Genomic DNA, 16618 nt, shown 5'->3' with positions numbered 1-16618 from the left:
CCCCTGCTACTGCGTACGGGTGACTACCGCCGGTGCTGCGAGTCCGCCACGGTCACCTCGACGCGCTGGAACTCCTTCAGCTCGCTGTAGCCGGTGGTGGCCATCGCGCGGCGCAGGGCGCCGAAGAAGTTCATCGAGCCGTCGGGGGAGTGGGACGGGCCGGTGAGGATCTCCTCGATGGTGCCGACCGTGCCGAGGTCGACCTTCTTGCCGCGGGGCAGCTCCTCGTTGACGGCCTCCATGCCCCAGTGGTTGCCCTTGCCCGGCGCGTCGGTGGCGCGGGCCAGCGGGGAGCCCATCATCACGGAGTCGGCGCCGCAGGCGATGGCCTTGGGCAGGTCGCCGGACCAGCCGACGCCGCCGTCGGCGATGACGTGCACGTACCGGCCGCCGGACTCGTCCATGTAGTCGCGGCGGGCGGCGGCCACGTCGGCGACCGCGGTCGCCATGGGGACCTGGATGCCGAGCACGTTGCGCGTGGTGTGGGCGGCGCCGCCGCCGAAGCCGACGAGGACGCCCGCGGCGCCGGTGCGCATCAGGTGCAGTGCGGCGGTGTAGGTGGCGCAGCCGCCGACGATCACCGGGACGTCCAGCTCGTAGATGAACTGCTTCAGGTTCAGCGGCTCGTGCGAACCGGAGACGTGCTCCGCCGAGACCGTGGTGCCGCGGATGACGAAGATGTCGACGCCCGCGTCCACGACGGCCTTGGAGAACTGGGCGGTGCGCTGCGGGGAGAGCGCGGCGGCGGTGACGACGCCGGAGTCGCGCACCTCCTTGATGCGCTGCCCGATCAGCTCCTCCTTGATCGGAGCGGCGTAGATCTCCTGGAGGCGGCGGGTCGCGGTCTCCGGGTCGAGGCCGGCGATCTCGTCGAGCAGCGGCTGCGGGTCCTCGTGCCGGGTCCAGAGCCCTTCCAGGTTCAGGACGCCGAGGCCGCCGAGCTCGCCGATGCGGATGGCGGTGGCCGGGGAGACGACCGAGTCCATGGGAGCGGCCAGGAACGGCAGCTCGAAGCGGTAGGCGTCGATCTGCCAGGCGATCGAGACCTCCTTCGGGTCCCGGGTACGGCGGCTGGGGACGACGGCGATGTCGTCGAAGGCGTACGCCCGGCGGCCGCGCTTGCCGCGCCCGATCTCGATCTCAGTCACGTCTGTGGCCTTTCCCTGATGCGTTGCAGCGCCTTCCAGTATCCCCGACGGGCACGGCGGGGCACCGCAGAGGGCGGCCCCGGATGGTCCGGGACCGCCCTCGGAAGGCTGCCTCTTACTTGCTGCGGCTGTAGTTCGGTGCCTCGACGGTCATCTGGATGTCGTGCGGGTGGCTCTCCTTGAGGCCCGCGGAGGTGATCCGCACGAAGCGGCCCTTCGACTCCATCTCCGCGATGGTGGCGGCGCCGACGTACCCCATGGTCTGGCGCAGACCGCCGACGAGCTGGTGCAGCACGTTGGCCAGCGGGCCGCGGTAGGGCACCTGACCCTCGATGCCCTCGGGCACGAGCTTGTCGTCGGAGGCCACCTCGGCCTGGAAGTAGCGGTCCTTCGAGAAGGACCTGCCCTGGCCGCGGGACTGCATGGCGCCCAGCGAGCCCATGCCGCGGTAGGACTTGAACTGCTTGCCGTTGATGAACTGCAGCTCGCCCGGCGACTCCTCGCAGCCCGCGAGGAGGCTGCCCAGCATCACCGTGTCGGCGCCGGCGGCAAGCGCCTTGCCGATGTCGCCGGAGTACTGCAGGCCGCCGTCGCCGATCAGCGGGACGCCCGCGGCGCGGGCCGCCAGGGACGCCTCGTAGATGGCGGTGACCTGCGGGACGCCGATGCCGGCGACGACGCGGGTGGTGCAGATGGAGCCGGGGCCGACGCCGACCTTGATGCCGTCGACGCCGGCGTCGATCAGGGCCTGGGCGCCGTCGCGGGTGGCGACGTTGCCGCCGATCACGTCCACGCCGACGCTGGACTTGATCTTCGCCATCCAGCTCAGCGCGTTGCTGTTGTGGCCGTGCGAGGTGTCGACGACCAGGAAGTCCACGCCGGCCGCGGCCAGCGCCTGGGCGCGCTCCAGGGCCTCGGGGCTGGCGCCGACGGCGGCGCCGACCAGCAGCCGGCCCTCCGCGTCCTTGGCGGCGTGGGGGTACTGCTCGGCCTTGACGAAGTCCTTGACCGTGATCAGGCCCTTGAGGACACCGGCGTCGTCGACCAGCGGAAGCTTCTCGATCTTGTGGCGGCGCAGCAGCTCCATGGCGTCCACGCCGGAGATGCCGACCTTGCCGGTGACCAGCGGCATCGGCGTCATGACCTCGCGCACCTGGCGCGTGCGGTCGGACTCGAAGGCCATGTCGCGGTTGGTGACGATGCCGAGCAGCTTGCCCGCCGGGTCGGTGACCGGGACGCCGCTGATGCGGAACTTGGCGCACAGTGCGTCGGCCTCGGCCAGCGTGGCCTCGGGATGGACCGTGATCGGGTCGGTCACCATGCCGGACTCGGAGCGCTTGACCAGGTCGACCTGGTTGACCTGGTCCTCGACCGACAGGTTGCGGTGGAGCACGCCGACGCCGCCCTGGCGGGCCATGGCGATGGCCATGCGGGACTCGGTCACCTTGTCCATCGCCGCCGAGAGCAGCGGGATGTTCACCCGGACGTTGCGGGAGATGCGGGACGAGGTGTCGACCGCGTTGGGGAGCACCTCGGATGCACCCGGCAGCAGCAGCACGTCGTCGTAGGTCAGCCCGAGTGTCGCGAATTTGTCGGGCACTCCGTCGACGTTGGCAGTCATGACACCTTCCCCAATGGCCTTGCTCGGTGCGGATGTCCATGCTAACGGGAAGCGGAGGTGTCTCATTCCACGATCAAGCATCCCACCGGCGTTCATATCTTCCTACGAGCAGAACGCGCCGCCCGTTCATCCCCTCGGTGCTACTGCTCCGCCAAGGCCCGCAGCCGGCTCAGCGCACGGTGCTGGGCGACCCGGACGGCGCCGGGTGACATTCCCAACATCTGGCCCGTCTCCTCGGCCGTGAGGCCCACCGCGATGCGGAGCAGGAGCAGCTCTCGTTGATTCTCCGGCAGGTTGGCCAGCAGTTTCTTGGCCCAGGCGGCGTCGCTGTTGAGCAGCGCGCGCTCCTCGGGGCCGAGGGAGTCGTCGGGGCGTTCGGGCATCTCGTCGGACGGGACGGCCGTCGAGCCCGGGTGCCGCATCGCGGCGCGCTGGAGGTCGGCGACCTTGTGGGCGGCGATGGCGAAGACGAACGCCTCGAAGGGGCGGCCGGTGTCCTTGTAGCGGGGCAGCGCGAGCAGCACCGCCACACAGACCTCCTGGGCGAGGTCCTCGACGAAGTGCCGGGCGTCGCCGGGCAGGCGGGACAGTCGCGTGCGGCAGTAGCGCAGCGCCAAGGGGTGGACATGGGCGAGCAGGTCGTGCGTGGCCTGCTCGTCCCCGTCGACGGCGCGGTGCACGAGCCCGCCGACCGTCCCTTGATCAGGGGCCGCCTCGTCGTCACGCATCGGTCCATGGTGCCTTGCGGCCGTCCGATCCGTGGCTTCGTGCCCGTTGTTGTGCACCGAAGCGTTATGAGCAGGTGCGCCGGAACTCATCCCCTGCGCCCTCCCCTTCCGCTCGACCGACTCGTCCCCGAGGAACTCCACACCTCAAGGATGCGGCATCCGCGCCGAAACGAGCAGTGGGCACCCGGCGGGTCGCCTTGTCACCCCCGCTCACCTCGCGATAAGCGGGGATCGCCGCTCCCCCGACGGGCCCCTTCGGACTCCGTCGCACGGTCTCAGCGGACCAGGCCCCATCGGAAGCCGAGCGCCACCGCGTGTGCCCGGTCCGAGGCGCCGAGCTTCTTGAAGAGCCGCCGGGCGTGGGTCTTGACGGTGTCCTCGGAGAGGAACAGCTCGCGGCCGATCTCCGCGTTGGAGCGGCCGTGGCTCATGCCCTCCAGCACCTGGATCTCACGCGCGGTGAGGGTGGGCGCGGCGCCCATCTCGGCCGAGCGCAGCCGGCGCGGGGCGAGCCGCCAGGTCGGGTCGGCGAGGGCCTGGGTGACCGTGGCGCGCAGCTCGGCGCGCGAGGCGTCCTTGTGCAGGTAGCCGCGGGCACCGGCGGCGACCGCGAGGGCCACGCCGTCCAGGTCCTCGGCGACGGTGAGCATGATGATCCGCGCGCCGGGGTCGGCGGACAGCAGCCGCCGGACGGTCTCGACGCCGCCCAGACCGGGCATGCGCACGTCCATCAGGATGAGGTCCGAGCGGTCGGCACCCCAGCGGCGGAGGACTTCCTCGCCGTTGGCGGCCGTCGTCACGCGCTCGACACCGGGCACGGTCGCGACCGCGCGGCGGAGCGCCTCTCGGGCAAGCGGGGAGTCGTCGCAGACGAGAACGGAAGTCATGGCCGTCCTCCGCAGCTCTTGCGCGTCACGTTGAGCCTCCAGGCTGGTACGAAATCGTCACCTGTGCGGTCGACCGTCCCGGACGCCCGCCCGAGCACTTGTTCCTTCAACCGCCTCCGCACTCTCAACGACGGTCACTCGAAAGAGTTACGGGGCTGTGTGTCGTCTTCGGCACTCTACGTGAGGGGGCGGCCACGCAGCAGACATGCGCGTCGGACCCGCCCCGTTTCATCACATCCCGTGCCCCATTTAGCCGCTTTTCTTCCGCTTCGCTGGTGTCTGCGGCTAGATTCGCAATGAGTCATATTTTCATCTCCTTAGATCGTAGTTGTACGGTTGCGGACGCTGTATCCCACATCTACCCATATCGGCTACAAGGGGTCACGCAATGGCAGATTTCTCCCGCCTTCCAGGACCGAACGCGGACCTGTGGGACTGGCAGCTCCTGGCTGCGTGCCGCGGGGTGGACAGCTCGCTCTTCTTCCACCCGGAGGGCGAACGGGGAGCGGCGCGGAGTGCTCGCGAGAACTCGGCCAAGGAGGTCTGCATGAGGTGCCCGGTCCGCGCCGAGTGTGCGGCGCACGCGCTGGCGGTGCGCGAGCCGTACGGCGTGTGGGGCGGACTGACGGAGGACGAGCGCGAGGAGCTCATGGGCCGGGCCCGCCACCGCCTGGTGGCGGCGACGGCATCGGCGTCGGCCGGCGGGGAGGCGGCCGCGCATCACTGAAGGAACGTTTCTCTACGAGGGCGGGCGCGTAGGTGAGGTGCGCGCCGCTCCCAGCGCGCCGCTCTCAACGCACGGCTCTCAGCGCGCCGCCGACTGGCGCGCCCCCGCCCGCGCCAGCTCGTCGAGCGTCGCCGTCACCGCGGGCACCTGCGCCAGGTCGGGCAGGGTGAGCGCGACGATCTCCCGCCGCACCGCCGGCTCCAGCGTCACCGTGCGCGCGCCCCGTGGCCGTACGGACTCGACGGCGAGCTGGGGCAGCACGGCCACGCCCAGGCCGGCGCCGACCAGGCCGACGACCGCCGGGTAGTCGTCGGTGGCGAAGTCGATGCGGGGCGTGAAACCGGCCCCCTCGCAGACCTCGACCAGCTGGCCCCGGCAGCGCGGGCAGCCCGCGATCCAGGGCTCCCCCGCCAGCTCTCCGATGGCCACCGAACCGGCGGCCTCCGTGCGCGCGAGCCGGTGGCCCTCCGGCACCAGCGCCACCAGCCGGTCGGTCAGCAGCGGCCGTACGACCAGGTCGTCCCACTCCTCGGCGCCCGCCGCCCCCTCGTAGCGGAAGGCCAGCGCCACGTCGCAGTCGCCCTCGCGCAGCAGCTCGACGGACCTCGGCGGCTCGGCCTCCTCCAGGGAGACCCGGGTGCCGGGGTGCGCGGCGCGCAGTGCGGCCAGCGCCGTCGGTACGAGGGTGGAGCTGCCGCTGGGGAAGGAGACCAGGCGGACCCGTCCGGCGCGCAGCCCGGCGATGGCGGCGACCTCCTCCTCGGCGGCGGTCAGCCCGGCGATGATCCCGGCGGCGTGCCGCACCAGCGCCTCTCCGGCCTGGGTCAGCCGCATCTCGCGGCCGGTGCGCACCAGCAGCGGGGTGCCGACGGAGGCCTCCAGCGCCTTCATCTGCTGGCTGACGGCGGGCTGGGTGCAGCCCAGCTCGCGCCCGGCGGCGGAGAAGGAACCGGTCGATGACACGGCGCGCAGTACACGGAGATGACGAGCCTCGATCACACCCCCGAGGATAAGCGACCCTTTGACCCGATGGCGAATAATGCGTCGACGCTTTGATGAGGGCTGTCCTACCGTTCGGCCATGAAGCTTCTCTCTGTCAATCTGGGCCGCGCGAAGGCGGTGCCGTACACGGACCAGCCGCAGGGCGTCACCGGTATCGACAAGCGGCCGGCCGACGGGGCCGTGCGGGTGACCGCTCCCGGGCCGAAGGGCAGCGGGGCGAGCGGGCTGGCCGGGGACACGGTCTGCGACACCCGGTACCACGGCGGTCCCGACCAGGCGGTCTACGCGATGGCACGCGAGGACCTGGACGACTGGGAGCGCGAGCTGGACCGCCCGCTGCCGAACGGCTCCTTCGGCGAGAACCTCACCACGACGGGCGTGGACGTCTGCGGCGCCTTGATCGGCGAACGCTGGCGCGTGGGCAGCGACCTGGTCCTGGAGGTCACCTCAGGCCGCATCCCCTGCCGCACCTTCCAGGGCCACCTGGGAGAGGAGCGGTGGGTGAGGCGCTTCACGGAGAAGGAGGCGCCGGGCGCGTACCTGCGGGTGATCGAGCCCGGGGAGATACGGGAGGGCGACCCGGTCGGGATCGTCCACCGGCCCGGCCACGAGGTGACCGTCGCCCTGCAGTTCCGGGCGGTGACGACCGAGCGGGAGCTGCTGCCCCGACTGCTCGCGGCGGGCGACGCGCTGCACCCGGAGGCGCTGGCGACGGCGCGGAAGTACGTGGCGGGGTGGTCCTCCTGATCTCCTTCTGATGCCCTTTCATCAGGCACCGTTCACCGGTTCTTCACGATCGGCGCTCACGGTGTGAGCGAAGCGGACGTGCCCGGTCCGGCCCCATAACCTTGCGCCATGACAACGGCATTGATTACGGGATCGACGGCGGGCATCGGCGCCGCGTTCGCGCGGCGGCTGGCGGCCGACGGGCACGACCTGGTGCTGGTGGCCCGCGACACCGAGCGGCTGCGCGAGCAGGCCACCGAGCTGCACGACCGGCACGGCATCGAGGCGGAGGTGCTGACGGCCGACCTGGCGACGGACGCCGGCATCGACGCGGTGGCCGCCCGGCTGGGCGAGCGCAGGAACCCCGTCGACCTGCTGGTCAACAACGCCGGCTTCGGCAACAAGGGCCGTTTCCTCGACGTCTCCATGGGCGACGAGCTGACCATGCTCAAGGTGCACTGCGAGGCGGTGCTGCGGCTCACCTCGGCGGCGACGGAGGGGATGCGGGAGCGGGGCCGCGGCGGCGTCGTCAACGTCGCCTCGGTCGCCGCCTTCGTCCCGCGCGGCACCTACGGCGCCTCCAAGGCGTGGGTCGTGCAGTTCACGCAGGGCGTGGCGAAGGACCTGGCCGGCAGCGGGGTGCGCCTGATGGCCCTGTGCCCCGGCTTCGTGCGCACGGAGTTCCACGCGCGGGCGGGCATGGGCACGGACAACATCCCGGGCTGGATGTGGCTCGACGCGGACAAGGTGGTCGCGGCGGCGCTGGACGATCTGGCGCGCGGCAAGTCCCTGTCGATCCCCGACCCCCGCTACAAGGCCCTGATGGGCGCGGCGAAGCTGGTGCCGCGGGGGGTGCTGGGCGGGATCACCTCGCGGACGGGGCGGAAGTACGGGCCGCAGTGAGCACCGGGGCCCTACGTGCGGGCTGGGATTCCTTCCTGCCTGTCGTCGAGCGGGTCTCGGGCAGTAGCTCCCGCCGCGCGGGAACGCTGGTTCCAGCCGCGGAGGTCCGGCTTCCGTCGGGAGCGGGAAGGGCTCGACCCGTGTGGTGCGGCTGGCCACGGTGCCTCTCGCGCGGGCAGGCCATCACCCGAACGTGTGGTCTATCCCGGTCCTTGCTCGGCGAGGCGCCCGTGCGTCTTAGCGTCGGGTGGCTGCGCCCGCAGCGGGCGGGAGGTCGCAGGTACGGCGAGGGAGAGGGCGGCATCGCGTGAACGCGGGCACTGGTGACCGGGGCGAAGTGTTCGTCGACGGCACGGACAGGGGACGTACGGACAGGGGGAGGACGGGCCGGGGGCCCGTGGCCGGGGGTGGGACGGTGTTGTTCTCCGACGCTCCCGGCTGTGGAGTGCCGTCGGCGGCCCCGGCCTCCGTCCCGCCCGCCCGGCCCGCCCCGCGTCCCCGGTCCGGCGGTGTCCCCGCCCGGGCCCGGAAGGCGGGGCGGGGTGCCACGGTCGCGCAGCGGATCGTGCCGGACGGTCTCCAGCCCGAAGAGCTGCGCGTGGAGCTGACCGAACTCGGGGACGCGTTCCGCGCGTACCAGCGGCGGCCCGAACCGGACCTTGCCGTGCTCGCCGATCTCCACGACCGCAAGGCCCGCGCCTTCGCCCTGTGGGCCGAGGTAACCGGCGACGCGTCCCTGCGGGAGGAGGCGGACCGGGCCGCGACGGCCGCGCGGACCACCCGCGAGATGGACGCCAACCGGCGCGGCCTGCTGGTGGACGGGGCAGGGCCGGTCCAGCGGCTGCTGACCCGGGGCCAGGGAGTCCACGCCCGCAACGTGCTGGAGCACGTCCGCGCCGCCTCCCCGCTCCCCGGGGCCGAGGCGCGGCTCGCCGTGCTGATGCTCACCCTGCGGGCCGCACGCACCGGCACCGGGAACGTCACCGGGCAGGACCTCAGCGGCTGGTTGGCGTCGGACGCCGAGCGGGTGTTGCAGGAACTGGCCGACGCGGGCTGGCTGGTGCTGCCGGAGGACGTCACCGCCGACGATGCGCTGATGTCCCGGCCCGAGGAACCCACCCAGATCACGGTGCCCACGCTGATCCCCACCCTGCCCCGCCCGTTCTTCTTCGGCAAGGTCACCCGGGCGCGGCTCTCGGGGTGGGCGCAGAAGGTGGTGGGCGACCGGAAGCTGCGGAAGAAGAAGGCCGGGCCCGCCACGCGGCTCCTCGCCGTGTACACCGCCGCGCACAGCCGTCCTGACGGGCGCCTGGGAGGTGGCGGCGAGGAGGGTGACGGGCTCGCTCTGGACGTGGTCGCCTCCTTCTGCGGGCTGCGGCCCGAGGACGTCGCCGAGCACGTCGGGCCGCTGGTCGCCGCGGGCTGGCTCGCGGAGGAGGCCGACACCGCCGGGGAGCGGCTGCGGGGGCGGCTCGCCGAGCGGGCGCTGCCGCTGAGCGGGCTGCTGTGACGGCTCCTCGGTGAGCCGGCACCTGTGTGCGGTGGAGCGGCCGGACTGCCGCCGGTCCGACCGCCCGTAGGACGGGGCAGGCATCTTGAAGGTGTGCCTGGCCTGGTGACCCCCGCTTCGGCCGGCACAGTACCCACGGCGAGGACAGCGGCGGAGGCTGAGGAGCCGACGACCGCTGCCCGCCTGGTGGTTACGGTGTTGTGGAGAACTGAGGAATCCTGTGTGCGCACACGCCCGGCGGCAGAGACCACCCGGCCGCCGGGCGCGGATGAGAGGACCGATTCGGCGGTGGCCGACGTGCGGTCAGGAATCGAAGTCGATGTCCAGGCCCGACGAGTAGCCCGGCCCGCTCTCCTCGTCCGGACGGCGGTGCGCGGCGGTCCTCGGCCAGACGGACGCGGCGCGCCAGTGGTACACGTCCTGCTCGGCCGGTTCGGCCGTGAACACGACCCACTGGCCTGCGGTCAGTTCACGGAAACCCTCGGCCCCGACGACCGAGAAGTGCGCCCACACCCGTTCCGGAAGGGCATCGCACGCCAGTACGCCCCAGCCCTCTTCGCTGTGCCACTCCAGCACGCGGCCGGTGAACGCGTCGCCGGGCGGGTTCTCGGGCATTCTTCCTCCCCCTTGCTCACTGGCTCGTCGCCGCTTCGGCACACGCTGTGGTCAGCAGCGCTCAGCCGAATCGATCATGACGCTAACGGACGCGCCAACGAAAAGTCCCGGCACCCTGGTGGGTGCCGGGACTTCTACGAGCGTGTCGCTCAGTGGGCGTGGCCGTGGCCGTGGCCCGCGGCGGCCGGCTCTTCCTCTTCCTTCTTCTCGACGACCAGGGTCTCGGTCGTCAGCAGGAGGGAGGCGATGGAGGCCGCGTTCTCCAGGGCGGAGCGGGTGACCTTGACCGGGTCGATGACGCCGGCCTTGACCAGGTCGCCGTACTCGCCGGTGGCGGCGTTGAAGCCCTGGCCCTTGTCGAGCTCGGCGACCTTGGAGGTGATGACGTAGCCCTCCAGGCCGGCGTTCTCGGCGATCCAGCGCAGCGGCTCGACGGCGGCCTTGCGGACGACCGCGACACCGGTGGCCTCGTCGCCGGTCTTGCCGAGGTTGCCCTCGAGGACCTTGACGGCGTGGACCAGCGCGGAGCCACCGCCGGAGACGATGCCCTCCTCGACCGCGGCGCGGGTCGCGGAGATGGCGTCCTCCAGACGGTGCTTGCGCTCCTTCAGCTCCACCTCGGTGGCGGCGCCGACCTTGATCACGCACACGCCGCCGGCCAGCTTCGCGAGGCGCTCCTGGAGCTTCTCGCGGTCCCAGTCGGAGTCGGTGGACTCGATCTCGGCCTTGATCTGGGCGACGCGGCCCTCGACCTCGTCGCGCTTGCCGGCACCGTCGACGATCGTGGTGTCGTCCTTGGTGACGGTGATGCGGCGGGCGGTGCCCAGCACCTCGAGGCCGACCTGGTCGAGCTTGAGGCCGACCTCCTCGGAGATGACGGTGGCGCCGGTGAGGACGGCCATGTCCTGCAGCATCGCCTTGCGGCGGTCGCCGAAGCCGGGGGCCTTGACGGCGACCGCGTTGAAGGTGCCGCGGATCTTGTTGACGACCAGGGTCGACAGGGCCTCGCCCTCGACGTCCTCGGCGATGATCAGCAGCGGCTTGGAGGAGTTGGTCTGGATGACCTTCTCCAGCAGCGGCAGCAGGTCGGTGATGGAGGAGATCTTGCCCTGGTTGATGAGGACGTACGGGTCCTCCAGGACGGCCTCCATGCGCTCCTGGTCCGTCACGAAGTACGGCGACAGGTAACCCTTGTCGAAGGCCATGCCCTCGGTGAAGTCCAGCTCCAGGCCGAAGGTGTTGGACTCCTCGACGGTGATGACACCGTCCTTGCCGACCTTGTCCATCGCCTCGGCGATCAGCTCGCCGACCTGCTGGTCCTGGGCGGACAGCGCGGCCACGGCGGCGATGTCGGACTTCTCGTCGATCGGGCGGGCGGTGGCGAGGAGGTCCTCGGACACGGCGGCGACGGCCGCGTCGATGCCCTTCTTCAGCAGCGCCGGGGAAGCACCGGCGGCGACGTTCTTCAGGCCCTCGCGGACCAGCGCCTGGGCCAGGACGGTGGCGGTGGTGGTGCCGTCACCCGCGATGTCGTTGGTCTTGGTCGCCACCTCCTTCACCAGCTGGGCGCCGAGGTTCTCGTAGGCGTCCTCGATCTCGACCTCACGGGCGATGGTGACGCCGTCGTTGGTGATGGTCGGGGCGCCGAACTTCTTGTCGATGACGACGTTGCGGCCCTTGGGGCCGATCGTCACCTTCACCGTGTCGGCGAGCTTGTTGACGCCGCGCTCGAGGGCGCGACGGGCGTCCTCGTCGAACTTCAGGATCTTCGCCATGGGAGCGTGAGCCCTCTTCCGGAAATCTTGGGGTTATACGGCACTGCGCCCCGGGCGCCCGGCTTTTTATGGTCGCGGGAGCCAGGGGCGCAGCTGAACTACTGGGTGCTTCGGTGAACTACTTCTCGACGATCGCGAGCACGTCGCGGGCCGACAGGACGAGGTACTCCTCGCCGTTGTACTTCACCTCGGTGCCGCCGTACTTGCTGTAGAGCACGACGTCGCCGACGGTGACGTCGAGCGGAAGACGGTTGCCGTCCTCGAAGCGGCCCGGGCCCACGGCCAGGACGACGCCCTCCTGGGGCTTCTCCTTGGCGGTGTCCGGAATGACCAGGCCCGAAGCCGTGGTCTGCTCGGCGTCGAGCGGCTGGACCACGATGCGGTCCTCGAGCGGCTTGATGGCAACCTTGGAGCTGGCGGTCGTCACGATCCGACCTCCCCCTTCGGAGATCTCACGGGGTTAACTGTCTGAGGTGGCGACCAGGTCGATCCGTCGTCGCGGGTGCCGGACCTGCCCGTCGCTGTGTTGGCACTCTCCTAGGGGGAGTGCCAGAGCCGAGACTATGACTGCGATTAGCACTCGGTCAAGCGGAGTGCCAATGCCGGCGGCGCGTCGGCGGATTTTGACGGACGCCGGTCCAGGTGGGCACCCCGCGTCGGGGCCGGGCTCGCTGGGGGCTGCGCCCCCAGACCCCCTTTCGGCCTGGACGGCCTCGTCCTCGAACGCCGGACGGGCTGGATCCCTCTCAGAGGTAGTCCCCCAGTCAGAGGTAGTCCCCCAGATCCGCCACCCTCAGGCCCTGCTCCCCGATCGTCTCCAGCAGCGCTTCCGTGCGGGCGCTCAGGCCGGTGCCCGTCGGGTGGTCCGGGGTGACGGCCACGATGTCGCCGGGGTGCAGGCGGTGTTCGCCGCGGGCGTAGGTGAGGTCGCCGTCGGCGTTCAGGGCCGCCCGCCACAGGACGACGGCCGTGATGCCGCAGTCGGCGGCGGCGCGCAGGGTCGCGGTGTCGTACCTGCCGTAGGGCGGGCGGAACAGGTGGGGGCGGACGCCGAAGCGGGCGCGGAGCTTGGCCTGCTGGCCGCAGATCTCCGCGCGCTGGCCGGCGTAGGGCAGGCCGCGCAGGGAGCGGTGGTCGAGGGTGTGGTTCTGCAGGCTGGCGCCGACCGAGCGCAGCCGGGCGAAGTGGCCGTACGCGGGCCCGGCGACGGTGTCGGTGAGGAAGAGCGTGACCGGGAGCCGGTGTTCGCGGACCGTGTCGGCGAAGTGCGGGTCGCGCTCGGCGCTGTCGTCGAAGGTCAGGAAGACGACCGGGTCGGTGGTGCGGACGTGGTCCACGACGGGCGGCAGGCCCTGCCCCCGGTCGCCGCCCTGGGCGGGCTCCACGCCCGCCGTGGGCTGCGCGGGCCCGGCGAACTGGGCGCAGCCGGTGAGCAGTACGGCGGCCAGGGCGGCCCCGGCCGGCCGGAACCGCCCGCGCCTCACAGGTAGTCCTCCAGCCGGGCCACGGCGTATCCCTCGGCGGTGACCTTGTCGAGGAACTCGCGGACCATGTCGCGCATGGTGCCGTCCCAGTCGCCCTCGCCCCGGAAGTGGGTGAGGACGATGTCACCGGGGTGGATCTTCCGGTCCCATTCGCGGTAGTCCCAGTGGTCGGCGAAGACCTCCTCGTTCCAGATGGGGGCGTACTCGATGCCGCAGGCCTTGGCGGCGCGCAGGGTGTCGCGGTCGTAGTTGCCGTAGGGCGGGCGGAAGACGGTGGGACGCTTGCCGTAGCGCTTCTCGATCACGTCCTGCATGCCGCAGATCTCGCGCTTCTGCTCGGCGTAGGACAGGCCGGGCAGGTAGGGGTGGTTGAGGGTGTGGTTGTTGAGGGTGACGCCGCGGTCCTGCATCTTCTTGAAGTAGCCGTAGTCCTCCTTGACCAGGTAGTCGCTGAGGAAGGCGGTGTACGGGACCTTCAGCTCGCCCATCATCCGCAGGAACGCCGGGTCCTTCTCGGCGCCGTCGTCGATGGTGAGGAAGACGATCTTCTCCTCGGTGGGGATCGAGGTGAAGACCGGCGGGAGGTTCTCCTGGCCCGCCACCTCGAAGCCCTTGCGGGCCTTGATCTCCGGCTTCTTCGCGGGGGGCGGCGGGGCGGTCAGCGGGACCTTCTTCAGCTTCCAGCGCTTGGCGGCGGCGACCCGGGCGGCGTGCGCCGCGCCCAGCTTGGAGGCGTAGGCGTCCAGCGCGCGGGCCGGGGGCGCCTGGAGGGGCTGCTGGCCGGCGGCGCCGCGCGCCTCGGAGGCGTCCTGCGCACAGCCGGAGGCGAGGGCGGCGACCGCGAGGGCCGCTGCGCCGCCGCGCGTCCGGAGCCTCGCGGACGGCGCCCGATACGCCCTGAACACCCGGCTCTTGTCATTTTGTACGACTGCTCGCATGGTGCGGGATCCTCGCAGTCCCCGGCCCCCGGACCCGGCCCGACACCGCACCGGACGCACACCATCCACCGACTGGCCCACAATGTTCCGGTGAACGACCTCGACGCCCTCCTCGCCCTGCTCACCCCCGAGGGCCGCGCCCTCCTCGACGAGGTGCGCGACACCGACCCGGCGCGGGAACTGGCGGTCGCGACCCGGTTGCGGCGCACGCACCCCGCGGAACTGGTGTCGGCGGCGCTCGGACAGGCGCGGCTGCGGCAGCGGGCGGTGGCGAAGTTCGGGGCCCAGGACGCCGCGCGGATGTTCTTCACGCCCAACGGGGTCGAGCAGTCGACACGGGCGAGCGTCGCGGCGTACCGCGCGGAGTGCCTCCGGGCGGTCGGGGTGCGGTCCGTCGCCGACCTGTGCTGCGGGATCGGCGGCGACGCGGTGGCGATGGCCCGCGCGGGCATCCGGGTGCTGGCGGTCGACCGGGACCCGGCGACGGCCGCGGCGGCCCGTGCCAACGCGGAGGCGCTGGGGCTGGGCGACCTGATCGAGGTGCGCGAGGCCGATGTGACGGAGGTGGACACCGCCTCGTACGACGCCGTGTTCGTCGATCCCGCGCGGCGTTCCTCCAAGCGTGGCCGGATCTTCGATCCGGAGGCCTACTCCCCTCCCCTGTCCTGGGCCGTGTCCGCCGCGCTCGGGGCGCCGCTGGGCCTGCTGAAGATCGCGCCCGGCATTCCGCACGAGGCGATCCCCGCGGAAGCGACGGCCGAGTGGGTCTCGGACGGCGGGGACGTCAAGGAGGCCATGCTGTGGTTCGGCCCGGAGGTGACGCCCGGAGCGCGGCGGGCGACGCTGCTGCCCGCCCACGCGGGCATCTACGTGACACCCCAAGCCATGCTCCCCGACCCCGAGGTCCGGGAGGTCGGAAGGTACCTGTACGAGCCGGACGGCGCCGTCATCCGAGCCCATTTGGTGGCCGAGGTCGCCGAGGAGCTGGACGGCGGGCTGATCGACCCGACCATCGCCTACGTCACCGCGGACGAACTGCGCCACACGCCGTACGCCGGCGCCTACGAGATCACCGACCGGATGCCCTTCAACGTCAAGAAGCTGAAGGCGCTGCTGCGGGAGCGCCAGGTCGGCACGCTGACGGTGAAGAAGCGGGGCTCCGCGGTCGAGCCGGAGGAGTTGCGCAGGAAGGTCAAGCCGCAGGGGCCGAACGCGGCGACGGTGTTCATGACCCGGGTCGCCGGGGCGCCGACGATGCTGATCGGGCACCCCGTCCGCCGCTAGGCGGTGTCCGTCTCCCGTGCCCGGCGCGCCAGGAGCGCGCGTTCGCGTTCGTTGCGGGTGAGGGACGCGGCGCGGTCGAACTCCGCGCGGGCCTCGGCCCTGCGGCCCAGGCGGAGCAGGAGGTCGGCGCGGACGCTGGGGAGCAGGTGGTAGTCGCGCAGGGCCGGTTCGGCGGCGAGGGCGTCGACGAGGGCGAGGGCCGGGGCCGGGCCCTCGGCCATCGACACGGCGACCGCGCGGTTGAGTTCGACGACCGGTGACGGGGCGCGGGCCGCGAGCAGGCCGTAGAGCGTGGCGATGCGCGGCCAGTCGGTGTCCTCGTAGGTGTACGCCGTCGCGTGGCAGGCGGCGATCGCGGCCTGGAGGGTGTACGGGCCGGGCAGACCGACGTCCCTGCTCGCGTGGGCGTGGTCGAGGGCGGTGACGCCGCGGGCGATGAGCATGCGGTTCCAGCGGCGGCGGTTCTGGTCCTTCAGGAGGACGGGCGTGCCGTCGGGGCCGGTGCGGGCGGCGGTGCGGGAGGCCTGGAACTCCAGCAGGGCGGTCAGGCCGTGGACCTCCGGCTCCTCGGGCATCAGCGCGGAGAGTACGCGGGCCAGGCGCAGGGCGTCCTCGCACAGGGCCGGGCGGAGCCAGTCGTCGCCGGCGGTGGCGGCGTAGCCCTCGTTGAAGATCAGGTAGATGACCTCCAGGACCGAGCCGAGGCGGGCGGCGCGGTCCGGGCCGTACGGCACCTCAAAGGCGACGTTCTTGCGGGCCAGAGTGCGTTTGGCGCGGACGACGCGCTGCGCCACCGTCGGTTCCGGGACGAGGAAGGCGCGGGCGATCTCGGGGGTGGTGAGGCCGCCGAGCAGGCGCAGGGTGAGGGCGATGCGGGCCTCGGCGGACAGCACCGGGTGGCAGGCGGTGAAGACCAGGCGCAGCAGGTCGTCGTCGATGTCCTCCGGGTCGGCGGGCTCCTCGGGCGGCGGCGTGGCGGTGGGCAGGTCGCGGCCGATCTCCGCCAGCTTGCGGGCGTAGTTCTCGCGGCGCCGGATCAGGTCGACGGCGCGGCGCCGGGCGGTGGCCATGAGCCAGGCGCCCGGGTTGTCGGGCACGCCGTCCCGGGGCCACTGCTCCAGGGCCGCGACCATCGCGTCCTGCGTGAGTTCCTCGGCGATGCCGACGTCCCGGACCAGGCGGGCGACGCCGGCGATGACGCGCGGGGACTCCAGGCGGAAGACCGTCTCGACGGCCTCGGTGGGCTGTGGTCGCACAGCCCACCATGCAA

At 72.0% G+C, this 16618-nt stretch carries 16 protein-coding genes; 5 read left to right on the top strand and 11 right to left on the bottom strand.

The window, feature by feature from the left end; genetic code table 11:
- Positions 1 to 23 precede the first annotated feature (23 nt).
- The 4 genes from M6G08_RS12125 to M6G08_RS12110 all read right to left on the bottom strand — a co-directional run bounded on the left by M6G08_RS12125 (position 24) and on the right by M6G08_RS12110 (position 4384).
- Positions 24 to 1148: a GuaB3 family IMP dehydrogenase-related protein gene (locus M6G08_RS12125; protein WP_272587150.1), complete on the bottom strand. Its 1125-nt coding sequence runs from the start codon at positions 1146 to 1148 to the stop codon at positions 24 to 26.
- 115 nt (positions 1149 to 1263) lie between these two features.
- Entirely contained in the window at positions 1264 to 2769 is a 1506-nt protein-coding gene (gene guaB, locus M6G08_RS12120) for an IMP dehydrogenase (protein ID WP_272587149.1), read from the bottom strand.
- Between the two features lie 140 nt (positions 2770 to 2909).
- Positions 2910 to 3497: a sigma-70 family RNA polymerase sigma factor gene (locus M6G08_RS12115; RefSeq protein WP_019329587.1), complete on the bottom strand. Its 588-nt coding sequence runs from the start codon at positions 3495 to 3497 to the stop codon at positions 2910 to 2912.
- A gap of 275 nt (positions 3498 to 3772) precedes the next feature.
- A complete protein-coding gene (locus M6G08_RS12110; protein ID WP_003948568.1) occupies positions 3773 to 4384 on the bottom strand; it encodes a response regulator transcription factor in 612 nt (203 codons plus the stop codon).
- Between the two features lie 388 nt (positions 4385 to 4772).
- Here M6G08_RS12110 and M6G08_RS12105 point away from each other — a divergent pair, with 388 nt between their 5' ends.
- Positions 4773 to 5111 carry a WhiB family transcriptional regulator gene (locus M6G08_RS12105; RefSeq protein ID WP_272587148.1) on the top strand — a complete coding sequence of 113 codons (339 nt, stop codon included), beginning with the start codon at positions 4773 to 4775 and terminating at the stop codon, positions 5109 to 5111.
- Between the two features lie 78 nt (positions 5112 to 5189).
- Here M6G08_RS12105 and M6G08_RS12100 read toward each other — a convergent pair whose 3' ends face one another.
- The gene (locus M6G08_RS12100) at positions 5190 to 6110 is read right to left on the bottom strand and encodes a LysR family transcriptional regulator (protein WP_272587147.1); all 921 of its coding nucleotides are present in this window, start codon (positions 6108 to 6110) and stop codon (positions 5190 to 5192) included.
- 81 nt (positions 6111 to 6191) lie between these two features.
- Here M6G08_RS12100 and M6G08_RS12095 point away from each other — a divergent pair, with 81 nt between their 5' ends.
- The 3 genes from M6G08_RS12095 (at position 6192) to M6G08_RS12085 (ending at position 9252) form a co-directional block, all read left to right on the top strand.
- Positions 6192 to 6860 (top strand): MOSC domain-containing protein, encoded by a 669-nt coding sequence (locus M6G08_RS12095; RefSeq protein ID WP_272587146.1) that lies wholly within the window; start codon positions 6192 to 6194, stop codon positions 6858 to 6860.
- Positions 6861 to 6968: 108 nt separating this feature from the next.
- Positions 6969 to 7742 (top strand): SDR family NAD(P)-dependent oxidoreductase, encoded by a 774-nt coding sequence (locus M6G08_RS12090; RefSeq protein WP_272587145.1) that lies wholly within the window; start codon positions 6969 to 6971, stop codon positions 7740 to 7742.
- Positions 7743 to 8157: 415 nt separating this feature from the next.
- Positions 8158 to 9252, top strand: a complete 1095-nt coding sequence (locus tag M6G08_RS12085) for a hypothetical protein (RefSeq protein ID WP_272587144.1) — start codon at positions 8158 to 8160, stop codon at positions 9250 to 9252.
- 303 nt (positions 9253 to 9555) lie between these two features.
- Here the strand turns inward: M6G08_RS12085 and M6G08_RS12080 are convergent, their stop codons facing one another.
- The 5 genes from M6G08_RS12080 to M6G08_RS12060 all read right to left on the bottom strand — a co-directional run bounded on the left by M6G08_RS12080 (position 9556) and on the right by M6G08_RS12060 (position 14064).
- Entirely contained in the window at positions 9556 to 9867 is a 312-nt protein-coding gene (locus tag M6G08_RS12080) for a cold-shock protein (protein WP_272587143.1), read from the bottom strand.
- A gap of 149 nt (positions 9868 to 10016) precedes the next feature.
- Positions 10017 to 11642 (bottom strand): chaperonin GroEL, encoded by a 1626-nt coding sequence (gene groL / locus M6G08_RS12075; RefSeq protein ID WP_272587142.1) that lies wholly within the window; start codon positions 11640 to 11642, stop codon positions 10017 to 10019.
- A gap of 118 nt (positions 11643 to 11760) precedes the next feature.
- Complete coding sequence (groES, locus tag M6G08_RS12070; protein ID WP_010986397.1) at positions 11761 to 12069, bottom strand: co-chaperone GroES; 309 nt, start codon at positions 12067 to 12069, stop codon at positions 11761 to 11763.
- Between the two features lie 337 nt (positions 12070 to 12406).
- On the bottom strand, positions 12407 to 13126 hold the full coding sequence (locus M6G08_RS12065; protein WP_272587141.1) for a polysaccharide deacetylase family protein: 720 nt from the start codon (positions 13124 to 13126) through the stop codon (positions 12407 to 12409).
- Positions 13123 to 14064, bottom strand: coding sequence for a polysaccharide deacetylase family protein (locus tag M6G08_RS12060; RefSeq protein ID WP_272587140.1), 942 nt, complete (start codon positions 14062 to 14064; stop codon positions 13123 to 13125). The genes M6G08_RS12065 and M6G08_RS12060 overlap by 4 nt, the downstream gene beginning before the upstream one ends.
- A 90-nt stretch (positions 14065 to 14154) precedes the next feature.
- Here M6G08_RS12060 and M6G08_RS12055 point away from each other — a divergent pair, with 90 nt between their 5' ends.
- Positions 14155 to 15348 carry a class I SAM-dependent methyltransferase gene (locus M6G08_RS12055; protein ID WP_272587139.1) on the top strand — a complete coding sequence of 398 codons (1194 nt, stop codon included), beginning with the start codon at positions 14155 to 14157 and terminating at the stop codon, positions 15346 to 15348.
- Here the strand turns inward: M6G08_RS12055 and M6G08_RS12050 are convergent.
- Positions 15345 to 16604: an RNA polymerase sigma factor gene (locus M6G08_RS12050; RefSeq protein WP_272587138.1), complete on the bottom strand. Its 1260-nt coding sequence runs from the start codon at positions 16602 to 16604 to the stop codon at positions 15345 to 15347. The genes M6G08_RS12055 and M6G08_RS12050 overlap by 4 nt on opposite strands.
- Between the last annotated feature and the right edge of the window lie 14 nt (positions 16605 to 16618).

Origin of the sequence: Streptomyces sp. M92, from assembly GCF_028473745.1 — a bacterium.
Lineage (GTDB): Bacteria > Actinomycetota > Actinomycetes > Streptomycetales > Streptomycetaceae > Streptomyces.
Note: the sequence above shows the minus strand (reverse complement) of the source record. Positions and strands in the feature narration are given on the sequence as shown.

Excerpts from the sequence above, each read along its gene's own strand:
- guaB (WP_272587149.1), bottom strand. The coding sequence starts at position 2,769 with ATGACTGCCAACGTCGACGGAGTGCCCGACAAATTCGCGACACTCGGG.
- M6G08_RS12115 (WP_019329587.1), bottom strand. The coding sequence starts at position 3,497 with ATGCGTGACGACGAGGCGGCCCCTGATCAAGGGACGGTCGGCGGGCTC.
- M6G08_RS12110 (WP_003948568.1), bottom strand. The coding sequence starts at position 4,384 with ATGACTTCCGTTCTCGTCTGCGACGACTCCCCGCTTGCCCGAGAGGCG.
- M6G08_RS12105 (WP_272587148.1), top strand. The coding sequence starts at position 4,773 with ATGGCAGATTTCTCCCGCCTTCCAGGACCGAACGCGGACCTGTGGGAC.
- M6G08_RS12095 (WP_272587146.1), top strand. The coding sequence starts at position 6,192 with ATGAAGCTTCTCTCTGTCAATCTGGGCCGCGCGAAGGCGGTGCCGTAC.
- M6G08_RS12090 (WP_272587145.1), top strand. The coding sequence starts at position 6,969 with ATGACAACGGCATTGATTACGGGATCGACGGCGGGCATCGGCGCCGCG.
- M6G08_RS12080 (WP_272587143.1), bottom strand. The coding sequence starts at position 9,867 with ATGCCCGAGAACCCGCCCGGCGACGCGTTCACCGGCCGCGTGCTGGAG.
- groL (WP_272587142.1), bottom strand. The coding sequence starts at position 11,642 with ATGGCGAAGATCCTGAAGTTCGACGAGGACGCCCGTCGCGCCCTCGAG.
- M6G08_RS12060 (WP_272587140.1), bottom strand. The coding sequence starts at position 14,064 with ATGCGAGCAGTCGTACAAAATGACAAGAGCCGGGTGTTCAGGGCGTAT.